The 23,935-nt window shown below is 73.0% G+C and carries 14 protein-coding genes, 1 tRNA gene and 1 pseudogene; 10 read left to right on the top strand and 6 right to left on the bottom strand.

Annotation, left to right across the window (positions count from 1 at the left end):
• Positions 1-439: 439 nt before the first annotated feature.
• The 8 genes and pseudogenes from LIX60_RS05385 (at position 440) to LIX60_RS05350 (ending at position 10,562) form a co-directional block, all read left to right on the top strand.
• Positions 440-1,531 (top strand): inositol-3-phosphate synthase, encoded by a 1,092-nt coding sequence (locus LIX60_RS05385; protein ID WP_227962632.1) that lies wholly within the window; start codon positions 440-442, stop codon positions 1,529-1,531.
• A complete protein-coding gene (locus LIX60_RS05380; RefSeq protein ID WP_374117800.1) occupies positions 1,528-3,114 on the top strand; it encodes an SCO3242 family prenyltransferase in 1,587 nt (528 codons plus the stop codon). Before LIX60_RS05385 ends, LIX60_RS05380 begins: the two co-directional genes overlap by 4 nt.
• 305 nt (positions 3,115-3,419) lie before the next feature.
• Positions 3,420-4,433: pseudogene (locus LIX60_RS05375) on the top strand (sugar phosphate isomerase/epimerase family protein); the annotation flags it as partial.
• 707 nt (positions 4,434-5,140) lie between these two features.
• The gene (locus LIX60_RS05370; protein WP_374117961.1) at positions 5,141-5,866 is read left to right on the top strand and encodes an EboA domain-containing protein; all 726 of its coding nucleotides are present in this window, start codon (positions 5,141-5,143) and stop codon (positions 5,864-5,866) included.
• Between the two features lie 7 nt (positions 5,867-5,873).
• On the top strand, positions 5,874-6,731 hold the full coding sequence (locus LIX60_RS05365; protein ID WP_227957436.1) for a TatD family hydrolase: 858 nt from the start codon (positions 5,874-5,876) through the stop codon (positions 6,729-6,731).
• Positions 6,732-6,734: 3 nt separating this feature from the next.
• Positions 6,735-7,988 (top strand): metabolite traffic protein EboE, encoded by a 1,254-nt coding sequence (gene eboE / locus LIX60_RS05360; protein WP_227957435.1) that lies wholly within the window; start codon positions 6,735-6,737, stop codon positions 7,986-7,988.
• Between the two features lie 32 nt (positions 7,989-8,020).
• On the top strand, positions 8,021-9,436 hold the full coding sequence (locus LIX60_RS05355) for an alkaline phosphatase family protein (RefSeq protein WP_227962629.1): 1,416 nt from the start codon (positions 8,021-8,023) through the stop codon (positions 9,434-9,436).
• A gap of 79 nt (positions 9,437-9,515) precedes the next feature.
• Positions 9,516-10,562, top strand: a complete 1,047-nt coding sequence (locus LIX60_RS05350) for a sugar phosphate isomerase/epimerase (RefSeq protein ID WP_227957434.1) — start codon at positions 9,516-9,518, stop codon at positions 10,560-10,562.
• 86 nt (positions 10,563-10,648) lie between these two features.
• On the opposite strand, the gene LIX60_RS05345 is transcribed toward LIX60_RS05350, so the two are convergent.
• Positions 10,649-11,776, bottom strand: a complete 1,128-nt coding sequence (locus tag LIX60_RS05345) for an alpha/beta hydrolase family protein (protein WP_227957433.1) — start codon at positions 11,774-11,776, stop codon at positions 10,649-10,651.
• 432 nt (positions 11,777-12,208) lie between these two features.
• Between LIX60_RS05345 and LIX60_RS05340 the strand changes: the two genes are divergently transcribed.
• Positions 12,209-12,293 (top strand) — tRNA-Leu (locus LIX60_RS05340).
• 239 nt (positions 12,294-12,532) lie between these two features.
• Here the strand turns inward: LIX60_RS05340 and LIX60_RS05335 are convergent.
• From LIX60_RS05335 to LIX60_RS05315, 5 genes are all read right to left on the bottom strand, one after another.
• Positions 12,533-13,813: an McrC family protein gene (locus tag LIX60_RS05335; RefSeq protein WP_227957432.1), complete on the bottom strand. Its 1,281-nt coding sequence runs from the start codon at positions 13,811-13,813 to the stop codon at positions 12,533-12,535.
• Positions 13,806-16,058 carry an AAA family ATPase gene (locus LIX60_RS05330; RefSeq protein ID WP_227957431.1) on the bottom strand — a complete coding sequence of 751 codons (2,253 nt, stop codon included), beginning with the start codon at positions 16,056-16,058 and terminating at the stop codon, positions 13,806-13,808. Before LIX60_RS05330 ends, LIX60_RS05335 begins: the two co-directional genes overlap by 8 nt.
• A 143-nt stretch (positions 16,059-16,201) precedes the next feature.
• Positions 16,202-16,522: a hypothetical protein gene (locus LIX60_RS05325; protein WP_227957430.1), complete on the bottom strand. Its 321-nt coding sequence runs from the start codon at positions 16,520-16,522 to the stop codon at positions 16,202-16,204.
• A 247-nt stretch (positions 16,523-16,769) separates the two neighbouring features.
• On the bottom strand, positions 16,770-18,929 hold the full coding sequence (locus LIX60_RS05320; RefSeq protein WP_227957429.1) for a DEAD/DEAH box helicase: 2,160 nt from the start codon (positions 18,927-18,929) through the stop codon (positions 16,770-16,772).
• 93 nt (positions 18,930-19,022) lie between these two features.
• Positions 19,023-20,672: a serine/threonine-protein kinase gene (locus tag LIX60_RS05315; protein ID WP_227957428.1), complete on the bottom strand. Its 1,650-nt coding sequence runs from the start codon at positions 20,670-20,672 to the stop codon at positions 19,023-19,025.
• 396 nt (positions 20,673-21,068) lie between these two features.
• Between LIX60_RS05315 and LIX60_RS05310 the strand changes: the two genes are divergently transcribed.
• The gene (locus tag LIX60_RS05310) at positions 21,069-23,900 is read left to right on the top strand and encodes a DUF4157 domain-containing protein (protein ID WP_227957427.1); all 2,832 of its coding nucleotides are present in this window, start codon (positions 21,069-21,071) and stop codon (positions 23,898-23,900) included.
• The last annotated feature ends 35 nt before the right edge of the window (positions 23,901-23,935 follow it).

Here is a 23,935-nt window from a genome sequence, read left to right as displayed (position 1 = left end):
AGTCCGCCGCCTCACGCGTTCACCGGACTCACGGTTCACCGAGTCCACCAGCCCGCCCGGCTCGTTCCGCACCGCCGCACCGCCGCACCGCCGCACCGCCGCACCGCCGCACCGCCGCACCGCCGCACCGCCGCACCGCCGCACCGCCGCACCGCCGCACCCGTGCCCGCCGGCCGCACAGCGCATGCCGCGCGCCGCACAGCGCCCGTTCCCTGGGAGGCAGCCAGTGACGAACAGCCCGACCCCCTCCGGCCCCGGCCACGGCGGCCGCCCCGCCCCCGACGGCGAGGGCGGCAGCCGGGACGGTCACCCCGAGCACGGCCCGGCCGTCCCGGCGGCGGGCGGCGGCGCATCCACCCGGCTACCGGGGGAGCGGCGGACACCGCGCCGGGACGCCGGTCCGGGCCGGGGCGACGGCCCGTACCGGCCCCGTACCGGCGTGTGGCTGATCGGGGCGCGGGGGTCCGTCGCCACCACGACCGTCGCCGGCGCCGCCGCGCTCGCCGCCGGACTGCACCCGCCGACCGGCATGGTCACCGAGACCCCGCCCTTCGCCGGCAGCGGCCTCCCCCCGCTCGACGGCCTGGTGTTCGGCGGGCACGACACCCACGCCTGCCCCCTCCCGAAGCGGGCCGAGGCGCTCGCCGAGGGCGGTGTGCTGCCGCACGGCCTGCCCGCCGCCGTCCGCGCCGAACTCGCCGCCGCCGACGCGGCGATCCGCCCCGGCGGCCCGCAGTCCGGCGACACCCGGAGCGACGAGGAACTGATCGCGGACTTCGCGGCCGACCTCACCGCGTTCGTCGGGGAGCACGGCCTCGCCCGCGCCGTCGTCGTCAACGTCGCCTCTACCGAGCCCGCGCCCGGCCCCGGCGACGACCGGCTGCCGCCCAGCTCCCTCTACGCCGCCGCCGCGCTGCGCGCCGGCTGCCCGTACGTCAACTTCACGCCGTCCACGGGGCTGCACCACCCGGCCCTCGCCGGGCTCGCGGCCGCGTCCGGACTGCCGTACGCGGGCCGGGACGGCAAGACCGGCCAGACCCTCCTCCGTTCCGTCCTGGCGCCGATGTTCCTGCAGCGCGCCCTGACCGTACGGGCCTGGTCCGGCAGCAATCTGCTCGGCGGCGGCGACGGCGCGGCCCTGGCCGACCCGGCCGCCGCGGCTGCCAAGAACGCGGGCAAGGAACGGGTCCTGGCCGACACGCTCGGCACGGTTCCCGAGGGCGAGGTGCACATCGACGACGTACCGGCGCTCGGCGACTGGAAGACCGCCTGGGACCACATCGCCTTCGACGGCTTCCTCGGCTCCCGGATGATCCTCCAGACCATCTGGCAGGGCTGCGACTCGGCGCTGGCCGCCCCGCTCGTCCTCGACCTGGCCCGGCTGGCGGCCGCCGCGCACGCCGCCGGGATGTCCGGCCCGGTGCCCGGCCTCGGCTTCTACTTCAAGGACCCGGACGGGGGCCCGTCCGGCCTCTCCGAGCAGTGGCGTGACCTGCTGACCCTCGCCGAGCGGCTGGGGGCGGACGGATGACGGATCCGGGCCGCTTCCCGGGGCGCGCCAACGGCCGCGCCCCGGCGGGCCGTACCCCGCACATGACGGAACTGAGCAGACCTACGGACCGGCCCGGCCACCCGGACCGGCCCATCGCCCCGGGCCGGCCGGAGCCCGGTCCGGCCCCGGAGTCAAGCCCCGCCCCGGAGCCCGGGCACGGAGCGGACTCCGGTCCGGCCGAGGACGGCGCGGCACACGGGCAGGACCGGCAAGGCCACGCTCCGCCCGGGCAGGGTCCCCCCGAGCGGGAGACCGGCGGAACCGACTCCTCCGCGGACGGTGCCGTACGGGCCGCGGCCGGTGGTGCCGCAGCCGCGGCGGACACCGGCACCTCCGGCGCCCGGGCGACAGGGTCCGCGTCGGCGGCGGCATCGGACGCCGCCTCGCCGAGCCCGAACCGGGACCCGAACGAGGACCGGAACGAGGACCGGAACCGGCCGTCGGACCGGGGCTCGCACGGCAGCCCGAACCGGGGCCGGGCCTGGGCCGAACTCCTGCGCGTCCCGGCCGTGTTCAGCGTGCCCGGGGACGCCCTCGCGGGCGCGGCGGCCGCCGGGCACCGCGCGAACCGGGGCACCGCCCTGGCCGTCTGCGCCTCCCTCTGCCTCTACGAGGCGGGCATGGCACTCAACGACTGGGCCGACCGCACCCTCGACGCCGGGGAACGCCCGCACCGCCCGATCCCGTCCGGCCGGATCGCGCCCGGGGCCGCCTTGGGTACGGCGGCCGGACTGACGGCGGCGGGGCTGGGCCTCGCCGCGGCGGCGGGCCGCCCCGCCCTGGCCACCGCCACCACCTTGGCGGGCACCGTCTGGGCATACGACCTGTGGCTGAAGAACACCCCGGCGGGACCGGCCGCCATGGCCGCGGCCCGGGGCCTGGACCTGCTCCTCGGCACCGCCGCCACGGCCACGGCAGCCGCCCGTGCCGATGTCGCCGCCCCGCGCCCGTCCCGTGGACGGCTACCCCACGCAGCCGTACGGACCCGCCGGCCCGCACCGGGGACCGGTGCCGGGCGGGAGGCGCGCCGGGCGCTGCCCTCCGCCGCGCTGCTCGCCGCGCACACCTACGGCGTCACCCTCGTCTCCCGGCGCGAGACGACGGGCGGTTCGACGGCGCTGCCGCTCGCCGCACTGGCCGCCGTGGGCGGTATCGCCCGCTCCGCCGGTCGCAACCCCGCCCCTGACAGGGCGAGTTGGCCCGATGCGCCGCGCCGCCGGGGCTCCCGGGGCGTCCGCCGGACCCCGCCGCCCCCGGGCCGCCCAGCCCCACCGCCCACGCGCCGCCGGACCGCGGCCCGTCCCGCGCCGGGCGGTGACCGCCCGGCGGCCGGTGCCGCGTTCGCCGCCCTGTACGGCGCCACGGCAGCGCGCCCGCTCCTCCACGCCGCGCTGAACCCCTCGCCGCACTTCTACCAGCGGGCCGTGGGCGGCGGCATCCGCGCCATGATCCCGCTCCAGGCGTCGCTCGCGGCCCGCGCGGGGCGGACCGGAACCGCCACCGCCCTGCTCGCGCTGGTGCCGCTGGCCCGTCGGCTGTCCCGGAAGGTGAGCCCCACGTGACCCCCACGCCCGACCCGTCCGCACACCACCCCGGGACCGGCCGAGCCGGCGGGAATCCGGGGACCTCCGGGGCCGGCCGGGCCGGCGGGGATGCGGAGGCCGCCGGGGCCGGCCGGGCGGGACAAGCTGCCGCGACCGGCCGAGCTGCCGGGAACACCGGGGCCGGCCGAGCCGACCGAACCGGTGCGGCCGGTGCGGCCGGTGGAGCCCCCGTTCCCCGCCGATCCGCCGGATCCTCCGGAGACCCCGGAGCCACCGGGACCGCGGGGGCGCGGAACCCGGCCGCCGCGGACGAAACGGCACCGCGCTTCGCCTACGGCACCAACGGCCTTACCGATCTCCGTCTCGACGACGCCCTCGGGCTCCTCGCCGATCTCGGCTACCAGGGCGTCGGGCTGACGCTCGACCACATGCACCTCGACCCGCTCGCGCCCGACCTGGCCGCGCGCACCCGCCGGGTGGCCCGCCGCCTCGACCGGCTCGGCCTGTCGGTCACCGTCGAAACCGGTGCCCGGTACGTCCTCGACCCTCGCCGCAAGCACCACCCCACCCTGCTGGACCCGGACCCCGAGGCGCGGGGCGCCCGTATCGCCCTGCTGCTCAAGGCGGTCCGGGCCGGGGCGGACCTCGGCGCGCACGCCGTGCACTGCTTCAGCGGCGTCGTGCCGCCGGGGGTGTCCGAGGACACCGCCTGGCAGCGCCTCGCCGAGTCGATGGCCCCGGTCGTGGACGCCGCCGCGGCCGCCGGAACCCCGCTCGCCGTCGAGCCCGAACCCGGCCATCTCCTCTCCGGCATCGCCGGATTCCACCGGCTGCGCACGGCACTCGGCGCCCCGGACGCCCTCGGCATCACCCTGGACATCGGCCACTGCCAGTGCCTCGAACCCGAGCCGCCCGCCGCCTGTGTACGGGCGGTCGCGCCCTGGCTGCGGCACGTCCAGATCGAGGACATGCGGCGCGGGGTGCACGAGCACCTTCCCTTCGGGGAGGGCGAGATCGACTTCCCGCCGGTGCTCGCGGCGCTGCGCGCGGTGGGGTACGGAGGGCTGGTCGGCGTCGAACTGCCCCGCGACTCCCACCGGGGCCCCGAACTGGCCCGCTCCTCCTACGACTTCCTCGTACGGGCGGACGCCGAGGCCCGGGCACGCCACGCCGGCCCGGCGGATACCGCACCCGCCGCCCCTGCGGACCGGGCCGCCGGACCCGCCCGCCGCGCCCCGCACCCGGCCGGCCGCATCCCCGGGCGGCACGCGGGACCGCGTTCGCTCCCCGGCCGCCCCTCCCGGCTCTCCGGCTCCGCGACAGGAGGAGGACGCTGATGCCATCCGGCTCCACCCCGGGCCGTCCCACCGCGACCGAGACGGCACCCGAAGCCGCACCCGAAGCCGCACCCGAAGCCGGCACCGGCACCGGCACCGGCACCGGCAGAGAAGCCGGCACCGGCACCGGCAGAGAAGCCGGCACCGGCACCGGCGGTCCGGGTGCCGCCGACGCGCCCGTCAGCAACTCCGGTGACAGCGCCCCAGGTTCCGCCGGCCCGGGCACCGCCGACCCCGCCGACGCCCACGCCGTATCCGGCGCCCCCGAGCCCGCGACCCCCGGATCAGCCGATGCCGGAGCCGCCGGCCCCGCGTCAGCCGATGCCGGATCCACCAACCCCGCGCCCGCCCACCCCGGGTCAGCCGGCGCCGAATCCGCCGCCCCCGGCCTCGCCGAGCTGCGCGAGCGTCTCCGCACCCGTCTGTCCGCCCCGGCACGGACATGGCTGGACGGGGCTCTTGCCGCGGCGGAGGCGGCGGCGGAGACCGCGGTCGCCGGACGTGCCCCCTCACAGCCGACGCCGGGATCCGTGGCCGGAGAAGCCCCGGCACCCCCGGCCCGGACCCGGCTCCCGGCCTGGGAACTCCGGTTCGCCGCCGCCGGACGCCACATCGGCCGCGACTCCGGCGCCCGCGCCCGCCCCGGACCGGCCCCGGCCTCCGGCCCGGACGCCCACACCGGCTCCGCAGGCCGCGGCGACCTCGTCATCCGCCCCGACGCCGATACCCGTCCCGGCCCGGCCACCGCCCCCGGTGCGGCCACCCCCCGCCGGGGCGCCCCCGCGGATCCCACCGGTCCGCCCGACTCCGCCGGCGTCACCGGCCTGTCCGGGGCAGCCGGCCTCACCGGCTTCACCGACCCCACGGGCCTCACCGACCCCACGGACATCGCCCGCGTCCTGCTCCTCCGCGCGGCCCGCGCCACCCCCGGCACGCTGGACCGCCTCTACCACCAGGGCACCGCCGCCGAGCGCCGTGCCGTCCTGCTGGCTCTGCCGTATCTCCCGGGCATCGGGCCCGCGGCCGTCCCCCTGATCGAGGACGCGCTCCGGGCGAACGACACCCGGCTGATCGCCGCCGCCGTCGGCCCGTACGCGGCGCGGCACCTCGGCCCGCACGCCTGGCGGCACGCCGTACTGAAGTGCCTGTTCACCGAGGTGCCGGTCGCCGCCGTGGCCGGTCTCGCGGGCCGGGCCCGCGGCGATGCCGAGCTGGCCCGGATGCTCACCGACTACGCCCGCGAGCGCACCGCGGCCGGCCGCCCCGTCCCTCCGGATCTCCACCACGTCCTGGCCCTGACGGCAGCGGGGACGGAGCCGGGGACGGAGCCGGAGCCGGCGGCGGCCGAATCGCCCGTCACCGGCCCTCCCGCCATGGAGCCGGCCGCGACCGAGCCGTCCCGCACGGAGCCCGCCGCGACAGAGGAGCCCTGACCCAGCGATGCGTATCTTCGACCCGCACATCCATATGACCTCGCGCACCACCGACGACTACGAGGCCATGTACGCGGCGGGCGTCCGCGCCGTCGTCGAGCCGTCGTTCTGGCTCGGCCAGCCCCGCACCGCACCCGCCAGCTTCTTCGACTACTTCGACGCGCTCCTCGGCTGGGAGCCGTTCCGCGCCGCCCAGTACGGCATCGCGCACCACTGCACGATCGCCCTCAACCCGAAGGAGGCGAACGACCCGCGCTGCGCCCCCGTCCTGGACGAGCTGCCGCGCTATCTCGTCAAGGACTCGGTCGTCGCCGTCGGGGAGATCGGCTACGACTCGATGACGCCCGCCGAGGACGCCGCCCTGGAGGCGCAGCTCCAGCTGGCCGCCGACCACGAACTGCCCGCCCTGGTCCACACCCCGCACCGCGACAAGGCCGCCGGCCTGCGCCGCACCCTCGACGCCGTCCGCCGCTCGGACCTGGACCCCGGACTCGTCCTGCTCGACCACCTCAACGAGACGACCGTCGACGAGGCCCGTGACAGCGGCTGCTGGCTCGGCTTCTCCCTCTACCCCGACACCAAGATGGACCCGGCCCGCATGGTCGCGATCCTCCGCTCCCACGGCACCGAACGCATGCTCGTCAACTCCGCCGCCGACTGGGGCCGCAGCGACCCGCTGACGACCCGGCAGGCCGGCGACGCGATGCTCGCCGCCGGATTCACCGAGGACGAGACCGACCAGGTCCTGTGGCGCAACCCCGTGGCCTTCTACGGCCAGAGCGGCCGGCTCGACACGGCGGCCCCCGACCCGGCCGCGGGCGCCGCCACCCACGAGGGCAACTCCATACTCCGGGGAGGCTCCTGACCCGTGCGCTTCCGGCATCCCGACGGCTCGACCGTCCACCTCGCGTACTGCACCAACGTCCACCCGGCGGAGACCCTCGACGGCGTGCTCCGCCAGCTCCGCGAGCACTGCGAACCCGTACGCCGCCGCCTCGGCCGGGACCGGCTCGGCATCGGCCTCTGGCTGGCCCGCGACGCCGCCCGCGCGCTCGTCGCCGACCCGGCCGCGCTGCGCACCCTCCGCTCCGAGCTCGACCGCCGGGGCCTGGAGGTCGTCACCCTCAACGGCTTCCCGTACGCGGGCTTCGGCGCCGAACGGGTCAAGTACCGCGTGTACCGCCCCGACTGGACCGAACCGGAACGCCTCGGCCACACCACCGACCTCGCCCGCCTCCTCGCCGGACTGCTCCCCGACGACGAGCCCGAGGGCACCATCTCCACCCTGCCCCTCGCCTGGCGCACCCCCTACAACGCCGCCTCGGAGCGCACCGCCCGCCGGGCCCTCACCCTGCTCGCCCAGCGGCTCGACGCCCTCCAGGACCTCACCGGCACCTCCATCCGCATCGGCCTCGAACCGGAACCCGGCTGCACCGTCGCCACCACCGCCGACGCGGTGACCGCGCTCGGCGGCCGGGGACGCCCGCCGTCCCACCGCATCGGCGTCTGCCTGGACACCTGCCACCTCGCCACCGAGTTCGAGGAACCGGGCCCGGCCCTGGACGCGCTCACGGGGGCGGGCATCCCCGTCGTCAAGGCCCAGCTGTCGGCGGCGCTGCACGCCGAGAACCCCGGACGGGAGGACGTACGGGCCGCCCTGGCGGCCTTCGCCGAACCGCGCTTCCTCCACCAGACCCGCACCCGCACCCGGGCGGGGGAGGTCACCGGCACCGACGACCTGGACGAGGCCCTGGGACTGCCCGCCGAACCGCCCGCCCGGAGCGAGGGAGCCGGCAGCCCCGCCCCGGCCCTCCCCACCCCGGTCCCCACCCCGGCTCTCCCCACCACCGGCCCCTGGCGGGTCCACCTCCACGTCCCCCTGCACGCCGCACCGCTGCCCCCGCTGACCTCGACCCTCCCCGTCCTCCGCGACACCCTCACCCGGCTCGTCGGCGGCCCGGCGCCCCTCACCCGCCATCTGGAGGTGGAGACCTACACCTGGCAGGCCCTGCCGCCCGAGCTGCGCCCCCGCTCCCGGGCCCGGCTCGCCGAGGGCATCGCCGCCGAACTCTGCCTCGTCCGCGACCTGCTGACCGACCTCGGCCTCAAGGAGCTGCCGTGACCCCCGCCGGTACCCCGGGCTCCGCCCACGGCATCCCCGACGACACGGGCCGCCTCGCCCCCCGCCGCCTGCTCGTCCTCGACGTCGTCGGCCTCACCCCCCGGCTGCTCGCCCATATGCCCAACCTCCGCGAGCTGGCCGAGACCGGCGACCGCGCCCCCCTGAGGACCGTCCTCCCGGCGGTCACCTGCGCCGCCCAGTCGACGTTCCTGACCGGCGCCCTGCCCGCCGAGCACGGCATCGTCGGCAACGGCTGGTACTTCCGCGAGCAGGGCGAGGTGCTGCTGTGGCGGCAGCACAACGGTCTCGTCGGCGGCGACAAGCTCTGGGACGCGGCCCGCCGCGTGCATCCCGGCTACACCGTCACCAACGTCTGCTGGTGGTACGCGATGGGCGCCGACACCGACATCACCGTCACCCCGCGCCCCGTCTACTACGCCGACGGACGCAAGGAGCCGGACTGCTACACACGCCCCACCGACCTCCGCGACGAACTCACCGGGGAATTCGGGACGTTCCCGCTCTTCCACTTCTGGGGCCCCGGCGCCGGTCTCAGCTCCAGCCGGTGGATCATCGACGCCACCCGCCACCTCATGCGCACCCGCCCCACCGACCTCACCCTCTGCTACCTCCCGCACCTCGACTACGACCTGCAGCGGTACGGCCCCGACGACCCCCGCTCCCACGCGGCCGCCACCGCCCTCGACACCGCCCTCGTCCCGCTCCTCGACGAGGCCCGGGCCGCCGGGGCGACGATCGTCGCGCTCTCCGAGTACGGCATCACCCGCGTCAGCCGCACCGTCGACATCAACCGCGCCCTGCGCCGCGCCGGCCTGCTGGAGGTGTACACCCAGGACGGCATGGAGTACCTCGACCCCTGGACCTCCCGCGCCTTCGCCGTGGCCGACCACCAACTGGCGCACGTCTACATCCGCCGCCCCGGCGACCCGGGGGAGACGGCCGCCGTCCGCGAAGTCCTCGCCGGCCTCCCCGGCATCGCCGAACTCCTCGACGACGAGGGCAAGAAGGCCCACGGCCTGGACCACCCGCGCTCCGGCGAACTGGTCGCCGTCGCCGAACCCGACGCCTGGTTCACGTACTACTACTGGCTGGACGACGCCCGCGCCCCCGACTTCGCCCGCCTCGTCGAGATCCACCGCAAACCCGGCTACGACCCGGCCGAGCTGTTCATGGACCCGGAGGACCCCTACGTGCGGCTGCGCGCCGGGGCCGCGCTGGCCCGCAAGAAGCTGGGGATGCGGTACCGCATGGCCGTCGTCCCCCTGGACCCGTCACCGGTGCGCGGCAGCCACGGCCGCCTGCCGGACCGGGAGGAGGACGGCCCGGTGCTGATCTGCTCCCGCCCGGGCGCGCTCCGCGCCGACGGCGGTCCCGTCGAGGCCACCGCCGTCAAACCCCTCCTCCTCCGCCTGGCCGGCCTGACCTGACCGGCACCGCCCCGCGCGACGGCGCCCCGACCCGGCACCGCGCCCCTCGCCCCACCCTCTTCCCGACAGGAGCGTCACCGTGAAGAACGACTCCGCACTCGCCCAGCGCCTCCGCCGCCGCGGATTCCTCGGCGTCGCCGCCGGCACCACCGCCGCCGCCCTCCTCGGCACGGCGGGCGCCGGAACGGCCCGCGCCGCGGAGGCCGGCACCCCCGCCGGGGCCTCCGCCCGCGGCGGACGGGGCAGGCCGCTGCTGCCGCCCGGCCGGCTCGGCGTGCAGCTCTACAGCCTCCGCGACCAGGTCTCCACGGCCGGCTTCGCCCGCGTCTTCGCGGAACTGAAGGAGTACGGCTACGACGAGATCGAGTTCGCCGGCTACACCCAGGGCACGGCGGGCCCGATCACCCTCCCCCAACTCCGCCGCCTGGTCCGCGACAACGGCCTCCGGGCCGTCGGCAGCCACGTCGGCTACTACTCCGACGACCCCGCCGCGTACACCTTCGCCACCAGCCTCGACCGGGTCCTGGACGACGCCGCCGAGCTGGGCCTCAAGCACATCGGCACGGCCAGCGGGCCCTTCCGGTACGGCGACACGGTCGACGCCTGGAAGCGCGCCGCCGAGGACTTCAACACCTACGGCGCCGCCGCCAGGGAGCGCGGCATCACCTTCTACCAGCACAACCACGCCGAGGAGTTCTCCTTCGCGAGCGACCGCCCCGACGTCCGCCTCTACGACGTGCTGCTCGCCGAGACCGACCCCCACCTGGTCTCCCTCGAAATGGACATCTACTGGGCCTACTGCGCCCAGTTCCGCTTCAGCGTCCGCCCGGACGGCACCCCCGCGCCGTTCGACCCGATCGACTACGTCCTGAAGCAGCCGCACCGCTATCCGCTCTTCCACGTCAAGGACGGCGAACACGACCCGTCCACCCGCGACGGCTACCGCATGACGGACGTCGGCGACGGCGACATCGACTACCAGCGCTTCATCGGCGGCGTCGAACGCCTCTCCCGCCACCGCTCGCACCACTGGATCGCCGAACACGACAACCCGGCCGACTCCCTCTCCTTCGCCCGCCGCTCGGCGGACCATCTGCACTCCCTGCGCGCGAAACGGGACTGCTGAGGCCCGGCTGTCCTGCCCGCCGCCTCGCCCGCCGCCCCGCCGGTCCGGGCGGTCCGCCGGGCGGGGCGGCGACGGGCACGCCGTGGTCACCGGTCCCGCAACGCCCCGAGCAGCATCGGCAGGGTGGCGTACAACTCCCGCTCCCAGTAGGCCGGGGCGTGCGTACCGCGGAAGAAGTGCGTGCTGATCCGCACCCCTTCCTGCTGAAGCCGGTACGCCACCGCCCGGGACTCGTCGCCCATGATCGACTCGGACAGGGAGATCACCTCCCGGGGAAAGAGCCGCGCCAGCTCCTCGAACCCCGGGATGTCCTCGTCCGGTTCGACGTCCGGCGGGTCGAGACGGCCCGGAGTCCCGTCACCGGCGGCGATGTGGACCCGGACACCCCTGAGCCGCCGCGCCAGGTGGTACGGGTCGTTGGCCTCCCAGATGTGCCGCTGCCGCACCGGGTCGCCCCAGATCCGCCGCCACTCGACACCCAGGTACTCCGCCCCGCGCACGACCGCGTCCGGATACATCAGCGGATGCAGAAACCCGCTCCAGCTGGCCGCGGCGCGGAACATCCCCGGGTGGCGCGCCGCGTACTTCACCGCCCCGTACCCGCCCTGCGACTCCCCGGCCACGGCACGGCGCCCGCCGGCCCCGTAGTCCCGTTCCAGCAACGGCCGCAGCTCCCGCAGATGGAAGGTCTCCACGGCCGGGGGGCCGCCGGTGCCGCCGTTCCACCAGTCGGTGTAGAAGCCGTAGAAGGGCATCGACGGCATCACGACAAGCACCTTCCGCACGGAGGGCTCGTGCTGGAGGCCGTAGTCGTCGGTGAAGGACAGATGCTCCGCGTTGCCGCCGGGCAGCAGCCACAGCACGGGCCAGTGGTCCCGGGGGCGGCGCTCGTCCCACCCGTCGGGGACGAGCAGCCGCACCTCGGCGGTGCCGCCCAGGGCTGGGGAGCGGACGGTCAGATCGACGATCCGCTCCCCGGCCCGCCGCTCCCGGACGACCCGCGCGCCGCCGCCGGTAGCCGGACCGGACCGTCCGCCGACGGCTGAGGAAGCGGATCCCGGGGCAGAGCCGGGAGCGAGATCCGGACGGGCGGCCGGCCGGGCGTCGACCCGTGCGGGCCCGGCGGCGCCGAGCAGCGGCGGTGCCGTCAGTCCGGACACGGCGGCCGCGGCGGCCGTGCGGAGGATACGGCGGCGGGGCGGTGATGAGGACACGGGCGTCTCCGTTCGGAGCTGGGGGAGATGGTCGGTCCCCATGCTCGGCAAGCCACCGCCCCACCGGCACCGGGACACCCCGGACATCCACCCCGGGATGCCCCCGTCGGCTCCCTCGGGGAGCCCTGGGCTGTGGGGCCGGCCCCTGGCCGCCCGAGGCCGTGCTTCCGCCGACCGTCCCGGGACCCGCGGGCGGCACACCAGGACATCCCGTCATCACGCGGAGTGACGGACGCGGTACGCCAAGGGCCGGTCGACCGGCTCTGCGGACCGCAGGTCCGGGACTGGCCACTCACCGTCATAGCGGCAGGTCACGGCCAGCGCGAGGGCCCTCTGCCGGCCCTCCGCCCGCTCGGCATACGAAGGTGAAACACACCCGGAACCCCTGGTATCGTTGGTGTCGTCGCCGCGGGAAACCGAGGCGCTCACCTTGTCCGGGTGGCGGAATGGCAGACGCGCTAGCTTGAGGTGCTAGTGCCCTTTATCGGGCGTGGGGGTTCAAGTCCCCCCTCGGACACAGAGCATGCATCAACGGAGTGCGGGTCGGGAGCAATCTCGACCCGCACTCTGCGTTTTCCGGGCTCGTAGGACATGCGCAGCCCGAGCTCGCGGTACAGGCGGTTCTTCGCCTCTGGTGACGCAGCGGACGATCTTGTGGAGAGAACCGTCCTGCCAGGGGCTTTACGTCTGCCCGCTACCGGGGCAGGGCTGTCCGGTACCGCCCCGGCAACGAAGGCCCGCCCGGCTTCGCGTAGATCATTTAGCTGAGAAGGCCTCCATGAGTTCTCGTAACGGTTCAGCCGCTTGGTGGGGTGGTAGGCGGGTGTCCAGGCCCAGAACTTTGATCACGCCAAGGGTTCCCCGCGGACCGGTGATGGTCAGGGTGCGGCGGGTCGCACCCTGAGGGCCGGGGTGGACGATGGCCGCAAGGGGGGCACCAGGCATGGCGTAGCCGGCGATGTACGTGAGGAGCTGGTGCCGGTCCTCGGAGCTCACGGTCTTCTTGGCGTACGTCTTGTACTTGGCATCAATGGGCAGGAAGCGGGGCTGCGATGCGGGAAAACACAGCAACACGTCGGGGGTGAAAGACTTTTCAGTCTTGCTCATATCGCCGGCCGTCCTGATGCCGAGTTTGCCGACGCTGCTCACATGACGGCCGCCGAACTCGGTGGCGATATTGTGAGCCATTTGGCGGACGACCCGCTCCCACAACACGTCCATGTTGAGGAGCATGCTGTCGGCCCGCAGGCCTCGTTCGGTCAGGAGGTCGGTGACCCCTCCTCGATCTGTGACGAGAACGAGACGGGCCCAGGTATGGGCGAGCCCGTAGTGCTCGTTCAGCCGCGTGTATCGGGCTCGTGCGAGCATGCGGGGCGCGTCGCCGGGGTGGGTGGGGCGAGGAAAGCGCGCTGCTGTGTCCTTCAGAGCGCGGGCGAGTGCGGGGTCGGAGGCCAGGTCCGCCGCTGCGGACAGCGCGGCCCCGCAGACCAGGTTCTCCCAGATGTGTACATCACGTTCGAAGGTCTGGACGTGAAGTTGGTCGACGGCGCCGTAGCGGCGGGTCGCCTGGGCGCGTACATCGAGCCGTCCTCGCAACACCGGCTCGACCCGGTCGGTTCGCTGGTAGTCGCGTCGCAGCCCGTGGTGCAGAAGGTGTAAGCACTCGGCCAGGAGAGCGGACAGCGCAATGTCGGCATAGCCGGATTCACCGATCAGCCATCTGCGAACGGTCGGCTCGTGGGGTACAGGGGTGCTCTGGGCATAGCAGAGCCATGTGATCAGTTGGTTTCCCGGTATGTCGAGCTTTGGGCTGAGGGCTAGCCGTACCCGGTCGAGTGCCAGTACGCCGACTGTGGAGCGAGCCGTCAGGGTCCAGCCTTCGCGGGTCTCTCGCAGGCCGATTTTTCTGTTGTCCCGGAGGAGGGTCAGCGTGTGAAGGTCGGCCTCGGTGAGCTGGTCGCGGTGCAGTCGGAGGGACCGGTGCTCTTGGACGACGAGCGGAGTCCGGGTGGTTCGCTTGGTCTGGTGGTCAGTCATCGAGGGCATCGTCGGTCTCTGCGAACTCATTGGCCAGTTTGGCGGCGAGATCCTGGGCACCCATTCTGGCAACCCGTCCAGAGGCTGGATCGACCAGTTCGCCGAGCACCGCTCGCAGCGGCTCGGGCCGGCCAAGGGCATAGTCCTCGATCTGGGGGACGATCTCGTGGCAGAAGACCGTTGCGAGTTCCTCTTCGGTGGTCAGCGGCCGGTCATTCCGCAGTAGACACGCATGACCGATGCGGTGATCCGGGCCGAATTCGGCGACCAGGCGGTCGTTCAGCACGGAGAGGAAGACACCGAGGTCGAGTGGTCCGATCGATCCGTCGAGTGCGTCGGGTTCCGGGGGGACCTCAATGAACCCGAAGCGGCGGCGGATCGCCACATCAAGATGCCCGATGCTCCGGTCCGCCGTGTTCATGGTGCCGACGACTCGGACGTTATGCGGGACCACGGCCCATCTCCCGCTCGTCGGCAGCCTGACCGGGATACCCCGCTTGTCCATCTCAAGCAAGGTGACGAGTTCACCGAGGACACGCGCCAGGTCACCACGGTTGATCTCGTCGATGATGAGGAGGAATCTCCGGTCCGGCGCCTCCGCGGCCGCCTTGCAGATTTGCAGGAAGAGCCCGTCCTGCAACTGGAGGTTCAGCCCCGGGCCGTTCTCCGCAGGGGCGGGTTTGAAACCCTCCACGAAGTCCTCGTAGCCGTAGGAGGGATGAAAGGTCACCATGGTGACTGTCGGCATGTCGCTGCCGCGGGAATTGCCGAGCAGGTCGGTTACCGCCGCCGAGCGATCCACGGCCGGCGCTTCGATCGCGTCAGCCCGGTCAGCCATCGCCAGGGCCACGCTGAGCGCCAGCCGGGTCTTTCCCGTGCCAGGTGGGCCGTGGACGATGATCTGCCCCTTGCGCTCGAGGACGTCCATAGCGTATTTGATGGAGGCCGGAAGCTCGGTCAGAGCCGGATCGAGCGCGGTGCCGGTGGGCGGTGCTGTCCTACGCCCTTCCCCGATGCGCCGCATGAGTTTCTCGGGAACCTTGGCGAACGTCTGCCGCCAGGCATTCTCCGGCGCATCGAAGGTCTGCGCGTAGGACTCATCCCACCGCACTCGGACCGTGTGCCGGTACTCCGTGCGCTTCTCATCGAAGGCATAGCCTCCGGTGACACTTCCCAGCGCGAGCACTTCGGTCGTGCCACGGTTGGCGACGACCAGGTCACCGTCCTCCAGATCGCGGAAGGCCAACAGATGCCGGGCCAAGCGCAGGTTGCCGCCAGTCGACTGCGGCCACTCGGCGTCCAGGGCGCTTTTGAGTTCCGTGTCGCTTTCGTACTGGCCGAGGTCTCCGATCTCGTCCCACCCGACGCAGATGTACTGCCCCTCGCGGCATTCATCCCACAGCCGGCCACGCTCGCCCGGTGCGATCTTCCACACCGCGCGCTGGCGCGGACGCGGGTCGTAATGCTGATACAGGAAGCGCATCACTTCCTGCGGATGCCACCCGTCGAACGTCGTCCGGTCCCGGACGAGGGCGAGCAGGTTCCGGTTGGCCTGCCAGGTGCGGACGCCTCCGTAGGTTTGGTAGGGCTTGCCGCCGAGGAGTTCGCTGAAGTGCCGTACGTGGGCAGCGGAGAAAATCGGCAGGAACTCGTCGGGGAAGTAGAGCGCCAGTGTTTTGGTCACTAGTGCTTGCCCGTACACCAGTGTGCTCAGGTCGTTGATGCGGTTGAAGTCGCCGCTCTCCACGGCGTTGAAGGCTTCGACGAATTCCTGGCGGACCGTGTTCCACGCCTCCAGGTGATCGAGCTTGCGCAGTGGAGCCGGGAGCCGCCATTCGCCGCTGCGATGGCGATAGATGATGTGCTTGGCGGCGCTCCCGCCCCGGATGCTGCCGAACGCCTCGGTTCCGTACTCCATGAGCCAGCAGAACGAGCGGGTGGTTTCACCGTATTGTTGCGCGCCGAGTGCGTATCGTTCCACCGGGAGGGTGGGCCAGTCCTCGCGAGGGAACTCGGTGAGCGCCCGCTGACGGTCCTCGCCGGCTCTTGCGACTGCGTTGGCCAGAGCTTCTCGGCCAAAGGCTTTGGCTTTCTCCGCCACGTCGGCTCCCCTGTCCATGCCGCCATGATTCCCCATCACGGCTCGGCTGGTGGCCTGATCGTGTACTTCACCAGTGTTCAGCGAACGCTTCTCATCCTGTGGTTCAGGCGCGGCGGTGGCCAGGGCTTCGGCCCGTCGCAGCACCCTCTTCAGCTTGTCGTTCTTGAGGCGGCGCGTGCTGCCGCGGCAGGGGAGGAGAGGAAGCCGGTGGAGGCGGGGATCACGGCGGTGGAGCCGGCCGCAGCGATGAGAGCGTTCTTCGGGTGATGCCGGTGGGGCTCAACAGATCAGCCCTTCGCCCGTTGTGACGTGCGCCGCCTGCGCCGGAAGATGCCGGAGGCAGCGGCGCTGAGCAGTGCCAGCAGCATCAGGACGGCGATGGACGGATTGACGTAGTCGGGGATGATGACGGAGTAATCACGGCCGTTCGAGGACTCGCAGATCAGACGCAGCGGGATAAAATCTCCTCTGTGCCCGACCAGGGTCGGCGCTCCTTCGGGGCGCCGGCGCTCACATTCCTCGGCCTGTTCCTGGTCTTCCAGGAACAGAAGATGGAGGCATCCCCACAGATAAAGGGCGATTCCTGGCGACGGCCGCCAGGGACACATCCCGGCAAGTGCGGGACGGCGTGAACCGCAGGCGGGCCTGCCGTGTGAGCTGTGAGCACAGGTACACCGTGTTGGCCACCAGGGTCGCCGCTCCACTGATCAGTAGGGGGAACAGCACGGTGAAGTCGTGCCCTTGCCAGGGGGCGGAAGCTGTGATCACGGTGTCAGGAGTCGCGGACGATGCGGTTGTGCTCCTCGGAGATGACGTAGAGCGGCATCCGTAGCTGTGCGTGCGGCCTCGTCCCCCTCACTTCACACCCCCGGCCTCCACCAGGAACGGGCTCGGCTCGCCCGACCAGGAGACGTACAGGCTGTCCCGCGCCCTGGTGCAGGCGACGAACAGCAGGCAGCGCTCCGCCATCAGGTCCGTGTCGTGCTGCTTGGCGTCCACTTCGGGCGGTGTGACGGCCCGGGGGAAGGGCAGAGCGCCCTCGTTCACGCCGATGACCGCGACGCAGCGGAACTCGAGTCCCTTGAACGAGTGCATCGTTCCGACGCGGACGGCCGCCGCCTCCCCCGAGGCGTCGGCGGCCCGCAGCGGTGCGGCGGGGATGCCGGCGGCCTTCAGGTGTGCCACAGCCTTCGCGCACGTCTTGTTGAAGCGCGTGCTCACCCCGATCTCCCCGGCGCCGACGCCCGCCTCCAGCCACGCCCGCACCCGGGCCGCCAGCGCGTCCAGTTCGGCCTCTTCGTCCGCTGCCGCGTGCAGGCCGGGTCCGTCGCCGTGCAGGGCGGAGCGGTAGCCGAGCAGCGTGTCGGGGCGGTTCTCGTCCTCCAGCTCGGCGATCGGGCGGCCGACGAGCAGCGCCGTGGACCAGCGCAGGATCTCCTGCGTGCTGCGGTAGTTCTTGCGCAGCTTCACCGACCGCCCGGTCACCTTGATGCCGAGCGACTTCAGGGACACCTTCGCGTCGTAGATGCGCTGATGCGGGTCACCGGCGATGAACAGGTCGTCCGGACGGGCGGGGACGGCCGCGCGCAGCAGACGCCACTGCGCCGGGTGCAGGTCCTGCGCCTCGTCCACCACCACATGCCGGTACCGCGGCCCCTTCTCCTTCAGCAGCCGCGCCGCCTCCGCGCACGTCTGCAGCCAGGTGCGGGCCCCGTCCGCGGCCAGGCCGGCCGTGAACCGCTCTACGGTCTCCCACACCAGGGGCCGCTCGGCCGCCGTCAGCCGGCTGCCCCGGCCGCGCCGGTCCGCCGCCTCGTACGCGGCCGGGGTTCTGATGTCCTGGGCCAGGACGACGTGCCGGTACTCCTGGGCGAGGAACTGCGCGCTGCCGGTGAAGCCCGTCGCCTCGGCGGCGTCGCCCCAGCGGCTCTCCTCCTCCTGGTGCGTCAGCGGCCGCAGCGCGACCGCGCCCGTTTCCTCGGCGACGACACGGCTGGCGAAGCCGTCCACCGTCGAGATGTCCACGCGCCCGCGCAGCTCCGGGTCCTCCACAAGGGACTCCAGGCCCGAACGGAGCGCGTTGACCAGCGCGTTGGTGTACGTCGTGAGCAGGATGCGCTCGCCGTCGCGCAGATACCCGAGCAGGTGCTTGACCCGGTGCAGCGCCACGACGGTCTTGCCGGTCCCCGGCCCGCCGCTGACCTGGGCGGGCCCCGAGTACGAGGCCCGGTACGCCACCTTCCGCTGCGAGGGATGCAGAAACACCCGCCAGGCCGCGAAGGGCTTGTCGAGGATGTCCCGCAGCTCCTCGGAGGCCGTGACCAGCGCGATACGGGCCCCGCTGTGCCGGATCGCGGTCTCGTAGTCCCCGGCGTCCACCGGCTGCTCCGACGCCTGCGCCTGCAGCGCGGGCGCCACGATGTCCTGCCACACCTCCTCGACCGTGCAGCCCGCCGCGAGGTACTGCAGTACCTCCCGCTGGTCCTGCGGCAGCAGCGGCGCGAAGACCTCCAGCTGCTCCTTGTCGACGAGCGTCCGGGCCTGCCGCAGCGTCTCGGCGTCGATGCCCAGCGCGGTCAGGTCGCCGTCGGAGAACTTGGCGAACAGCCGCTGCTTCGGCGAGGACTCCGCCACCCGCTCGTAGGCCGGGGTGATCTCGTCCAGGGTGGCCGCGTCCCGGATCTCGACGGCCCGGGTCACCTCGTTGATGCTGGATTTCTGCTTCTTCGCCCACGCGATGGCCTTGTCGTGCTGCATGACCCGCAGCAGCACGAAGGTGTCCCCGGAGGGCGGGGCGAGGACGACACCGCGCCAGAACTGGTCGATGCGGATCGTCCGGATCTGCTGGTCCTTCGCGTGCGTCAGGCTCTCCAGCTTCAGCCCCGGATCCCTGAAGAGCTGGTCGAGGGTGAGCCGGCCGAACTTCTCCCAGGCGTCGAGGACGCCCTTCCGCACGGGCGGCTGGAGCTTGGGGAGTTCGGCGAAGAAGCCGATGTCGAACGCGAGCTGCGGCATGACGGGATCCTAGGGGCCGGGCGGGCCGCGAGGCAGGTGGAACCGGCGGTTCGGGACGGGGAACCGGCGGGCCGGGACGGGCCCGCCGGCAGGTCAGGAAGGCGAGCCGGGGGCGTCCCCGTCGAGATCCAGCCGGATCACGGCCAGGGTCCCGTCCACCTCGGCGGCGAGTTCGTCGTCCGGGCCGAACACCACGCACAGGTCCGCGTGCAGCGGCTCCAGGACGGCGAAGGCGTCCGCCGCCCGCCCTTGCGCGAGGAGCAGCATGCCGATGTCGCGGCGCAGTTCCACGGCGGTCTCGCTCACGTCGCCGTCGACGGAGCGGACGGCGTCGAGGACACCGCGCAGCCCGGCCAGCGCCTCCGTCACCTGGCCGAGTTCGCCGCGGCAGCGCGCCGCCTGCGCCCGGCTGTCCAGCACCTCCGCGCTGCCGGGCCCGCTCACGCGCGCGTACGCCTCGGCGAGCGCTTCGAACTCGGGCAGCGCGGCCCGGTGGTCGCCCGCGAGCTGACGGCTGACCGCCCGGCGCATCCGCAGCCCCAGGACCGCCTTGCTCTCCGCGCCCAGGGCGCGCCCGGCCGGCTCGACCATCTCGCCGACCACCTCGGTGGCCTGCGCGTACCGCTCCTCTTCCATCAGGGCGACGTAGTGCGCGTGGACCTCGCGGATACGCTCCCGCAGCGCCTCCCGCTCGGCCGCGGGCAGCGCGGGCGGCACGTCCGGGCCGGCGGCGGGCTCGGTCGGCCGGGCACCGCCCGCACCGGTGCCTGTACGGGCGCGGGGCGAGTAGGGGCGGCGGAAGATCCCGGTCGGGTCGGGCGTCCCGGCGGGCCCCGCCTCCTCCGGCGCGGACTCCTCCCCGGGCGGCGGCAGGAACGGCCGCAGCCGCTCGTACACCTCCTGCACATCCGCGGGGCGCGCCTCGGGGGCCTTGCGGAGCAGGTGCAGGACCAGCTCCTCCAGGGCCTCCGGTACGTCCTCCCGCAGCTCGCGGAGGGGGATCGGTGCCGCGGTGGCGTGCTGCGTCATCAGCTGCCACTCGCTCTCCCCGGTGAACAGCGGCCAGCCGCACAGCAGTTCGTGCAGCACGCAGCCCAGCGCGTACAGGTCGGTGCGCGGTGTGACCCGGGCGCCGCGCACCTGCTCCGGCGCCATGTACTGGTGCGTCCCGACGGGGCTGCCGGTCGCGGTCAGCTTGGTGACGTCCGTCCGCAGGATCGCCGCGATGCCGAAGTCCAGCACCTTCACCGTGCCGTCGCGGGCGACGAGGATGTTGCCGGGCTTGAGGTCGCGGTGCACCACGGGAACGTCGTGGGCGTACGACAGCACGGTCGCCACCTGCGCCGCCACGGCCACCGCCCAGCTCACGGGGAGCGGCCGGTGCGGGTGCACGTACGCGGTGAGCGGCACGCCGTCGACCAGCTCCATCACCAGGAACAGCTGCTCGTACGACTCGTCGAGCACCGCGTCGTACACCTGCGGCACGCCCGGGTGCTGGATCCGCGCGGTGATCCGCGCCTCGCGCCGGAACCGCTTCTCGAACTCCTCCGCCACCGAGGGCGAGGCCACGGCCTGCGGCCGGATGAGCTTCACGGCGACGGGCCGGTCGAGGACGGCGTCATAGCCCCGCCACACGTCCCCCATGCCGCCGTGCCCGAACTGCTCCAGCAGCTCGTAGCGCCCCGCGATCCGCTGTGGCTGTGGCTGTGGCTGTGGCTGTGGCTGTGGCTGTGGCTCCGGCACCTGGCTCCCGCCCTTCGCCCCGCCGGGCGTCCGCAGTCGTCTCCGTATGTGATGGGCCATCAGTTTCGCCGGTGCGGGGCCGGGGCGTCCAGCCGGGACCCGTACCGGGTGACGGAGCAGGCGCGGTGGCCGTTTCCGAAAAGCGGCCCGACGCACCGCATCGCCCTTCGGGGCAGTCGGATCTGCCCGTGTGCGCACGCGGTGGCCTCTGGTGTCGCGTCACCACGTGTGCACGATGAAGGATGCAGCAACCTCATCCGGTGAACGAAGGTGGCACGCATGCGCTCGCGGTCGGAACAGTCGGACAGGGATGCCGGCGGCGGACAGAGTCCGCGGCATGCGGCCTCCGGCCCCGGCACGTCTGCGCACGGTCCGCTGACCTCCGCGGAGATCACGTTGATCCAGCGCCTGGCCGGTCCCGGGATCGTCGCCCGCACTCCGGACGAGGACCAGCACGTCCACGGCGCCGGCTGCGGCCACGACGGCGGCGGAGGCGGCGGCGCCGATCCGGCCACGCAGAGCGCGCTGTTGCAGTCCGCCATGGCCTCATCGGGCCGGCCGCTTCCCGGGGCCCTGCGCGCCGAGGCGGACGCCTTCTACCGGAACGACTTCTCCGGCGCCCGCATCCACGACAACCAGGTGGCGCAGCGCGCGACGGAGGCACTGGGCGCCCAGGCGATGACGGTGGGGGCCCATGTCTTCCTGGGCCCGGGGGCGACCGGCAACACGGAGGTCATCGGCCACGAGCTCGGGCACGTCGACAAGAACCTCAGAGGCGTGCGCGAGACGGGGAGCGACAACGGCGCCGGGGTCAGCGTGACCAACCCGCACCAGGACTCCGAACGGACGGCGGCGGCCGATGGCGCCGCGTTCGCGGCGGGGGCCGAAACAGCGCCCTCCGTCGGCGGCCGGCACGACGGAACGGCGTCGGCCCCGGCCCCGGCCGTGCAGCGGTCGGTCGGTGACGCGGTCGCCGCGCGGATGCGCTCCCTGCAGGGCTCGGCCGGCAACAGCGCCGTCGCCCGGCTCCTCGCCCCCGGTCCGGCTCCCGTCCAGCGCATGGGCGGCAGGGACGACAAGAAGAAGGAGAAGCCGAAGTCGGCCCGGCAGAACGCGAAGGAGATCGAAGCGGGCGTCAAGGAGAAGTGGACGAAGGCTTACGGAGGCGGACGGCACGGTCAGGGCCCCGACGAGGTCCGGAGGCGGTACGCGCGTTCCATGGAGGATGACGCCACCTCCCAGACCCTGTCGCACCAGGGCTTCCTGGTCTACGACGCCATAGCGGCCGTTCAGGAGGCCCAGGGGGCCAGGGACAACCGCGAGCGCGAGGTCCAGGGCATGCTGATCAACAACCGGCTGCTCTTCGCCTCGAACTTCAATGAGTCGATGGACGCGCTCCAGGCATACACGACCGACGGCAGCGAGGACGGATACGCGGCGCTGGTGTCGACCCACCAGAGCCAGGCGGGCCGGGAGCGGGGGATGGCAGGGCCGGACGCGAGGGAGTACTCCGACCGCGTGAACCGGGCCGACGTCAAGACCCAGGCCGTCATGGCAGGTCAGCGCGGTGACGAGGACGACGCGACAGCCGAGGCGCTGCGGGAGCGCCACGGCAAGCCGGTGGCCCTCGTGGACATCAGTCATCCGCAACTGCACAAGCTGCTGACCGATGAGAAGTATGAGGGCTCGATCTTCCTGATCACCTTCAAGGAGGAGAAGGGGCTGCTGCACGCGGAACAGAAGCTGCTCCTGGCCCTGCACAGATCCGGGATCAAACCCAAGGAGGTCCGGGGGCAGCACGCCATCATGGGCAGGTACCGGGGGTGTCTCTGCTGCACCGCGGCCCTGGAGTACTACCGGAGCAAGGCGGGATTCAGCGCCCTCGACTACGACCCGAACCCGGGCTTCTACTACTGGGAATCGCTCGAGAACCTCTACAGGCACCAGGCTCACGTCGTCAACGACCCGGATTTCAAGGACTACATGATGGAGTTGGCCTCGCAACTGCCGGCCACTCCCGCCCTGTCACGCATGGAGCCGCCCGCCGACGCGTACGAGAACAACGGCCCCGAGAGCATCGTGGAGGCCGGGCTCGCCGCACGGCGGAACTACCGCACCCCGTCCCTGAGTGACATCGAGATGGACTACGACGACAGCGGCAATCCGGTGTTCTCCTCGTACGACCGCAAGCAGGACATCGGGGCCACGCAGGCGGGGTCCGCCCGCGTCGGTAAGGGGTCGGACCAGATCAAGTCCAGACTCCGCGCCGACCGGATCATCACCGATCCCGAACACCGGCGGCAGATCCAGGAGACCTGGCTCAACGGAACGTCGGACGAGAAAAGGGACCTCTTCAAATACTGGGAGGAGGTCGGGAGGGCGAGCCGCCCCGAGCTCGCCGAGATCATCAGCGAGGTGGACGGCAATCGGACCATGGAGGGCATCAAGTCCGCCATCTACCGCTACGTGAAGGACAAGACCGGTCACGAGGCCCGCGACGGCCGCCAAGCCGGTGAGCCCGTCACCCGCAGGCCGGACAAGGGCAAATACGCCGAGAAGAAGTCGGAGTCGGGCAAGAAGAAGAAGGAGTCCAAGCCGAAGCGCAAATCCATGAACGACAAATCCAGCGGCTGGGCCACGATCAAGGCGCAGATGGAGGCCGACGACCACTTCCACTCCGAGTGGCGCCGCCGGGAGAAGGGCAAGACGACGTCCCACGTCGAGCCCAGCAGCATGTCCGCCGCCCTGGCTCAGACCGTGGCCGCGCTCAGCGCGGAGTACACCGTGTCGTCGATGGCCCGCATGCTGCACATGGCTGAGAGGTCGCTCAGGCGCCTCACCAGTGAGGTGGAAGCGGCCCATGTGCCGGGCGGCGAGGTGGCGGAGCCGGGCTACGAAAGCGACGAAGCGATGGGCGGAATGGAAGACGCCCCGATGGGCGGAACGGAATACGAGGACGCATACGAAGCATCGCAGTACACCTACCCCATGGCCCCGGTCCCCGCGGGCAGTGGTTACGGATACACCATGCCGGACGTGGGGTCCTCCACGGGACAGGCGCAGTACCCCGAAGTCCCCGGTTACACACGCCAGATGGACCGCATCGGGCAGGTGACGTACGTGGACAACCAGACGGGCGCCGTGGGCATCTGGGACCCGGACGCCCAGCGCCTGGTCATCATCAGGGAACCGGTCGGCGACTACGCCATGGACTGGAGCAACTCCTGACCGAGCACGACGACGGCCCCTCGCCCGCCCGGTCG

Source organism: Streptomyces sp. S07_1.15, assembly GCF_020739505.1.
In the GTDB taxonomy this organism is placed as follows: Bacteria; Actinomycetota; Actinomycetes; order Streptomycetales; family Streptomycetaceae; genus Streptomyces; species Streptomyces xinghaiensis.
This window is presented reverse-complemented; position numbering and strand designations above follow the sequence as displayed.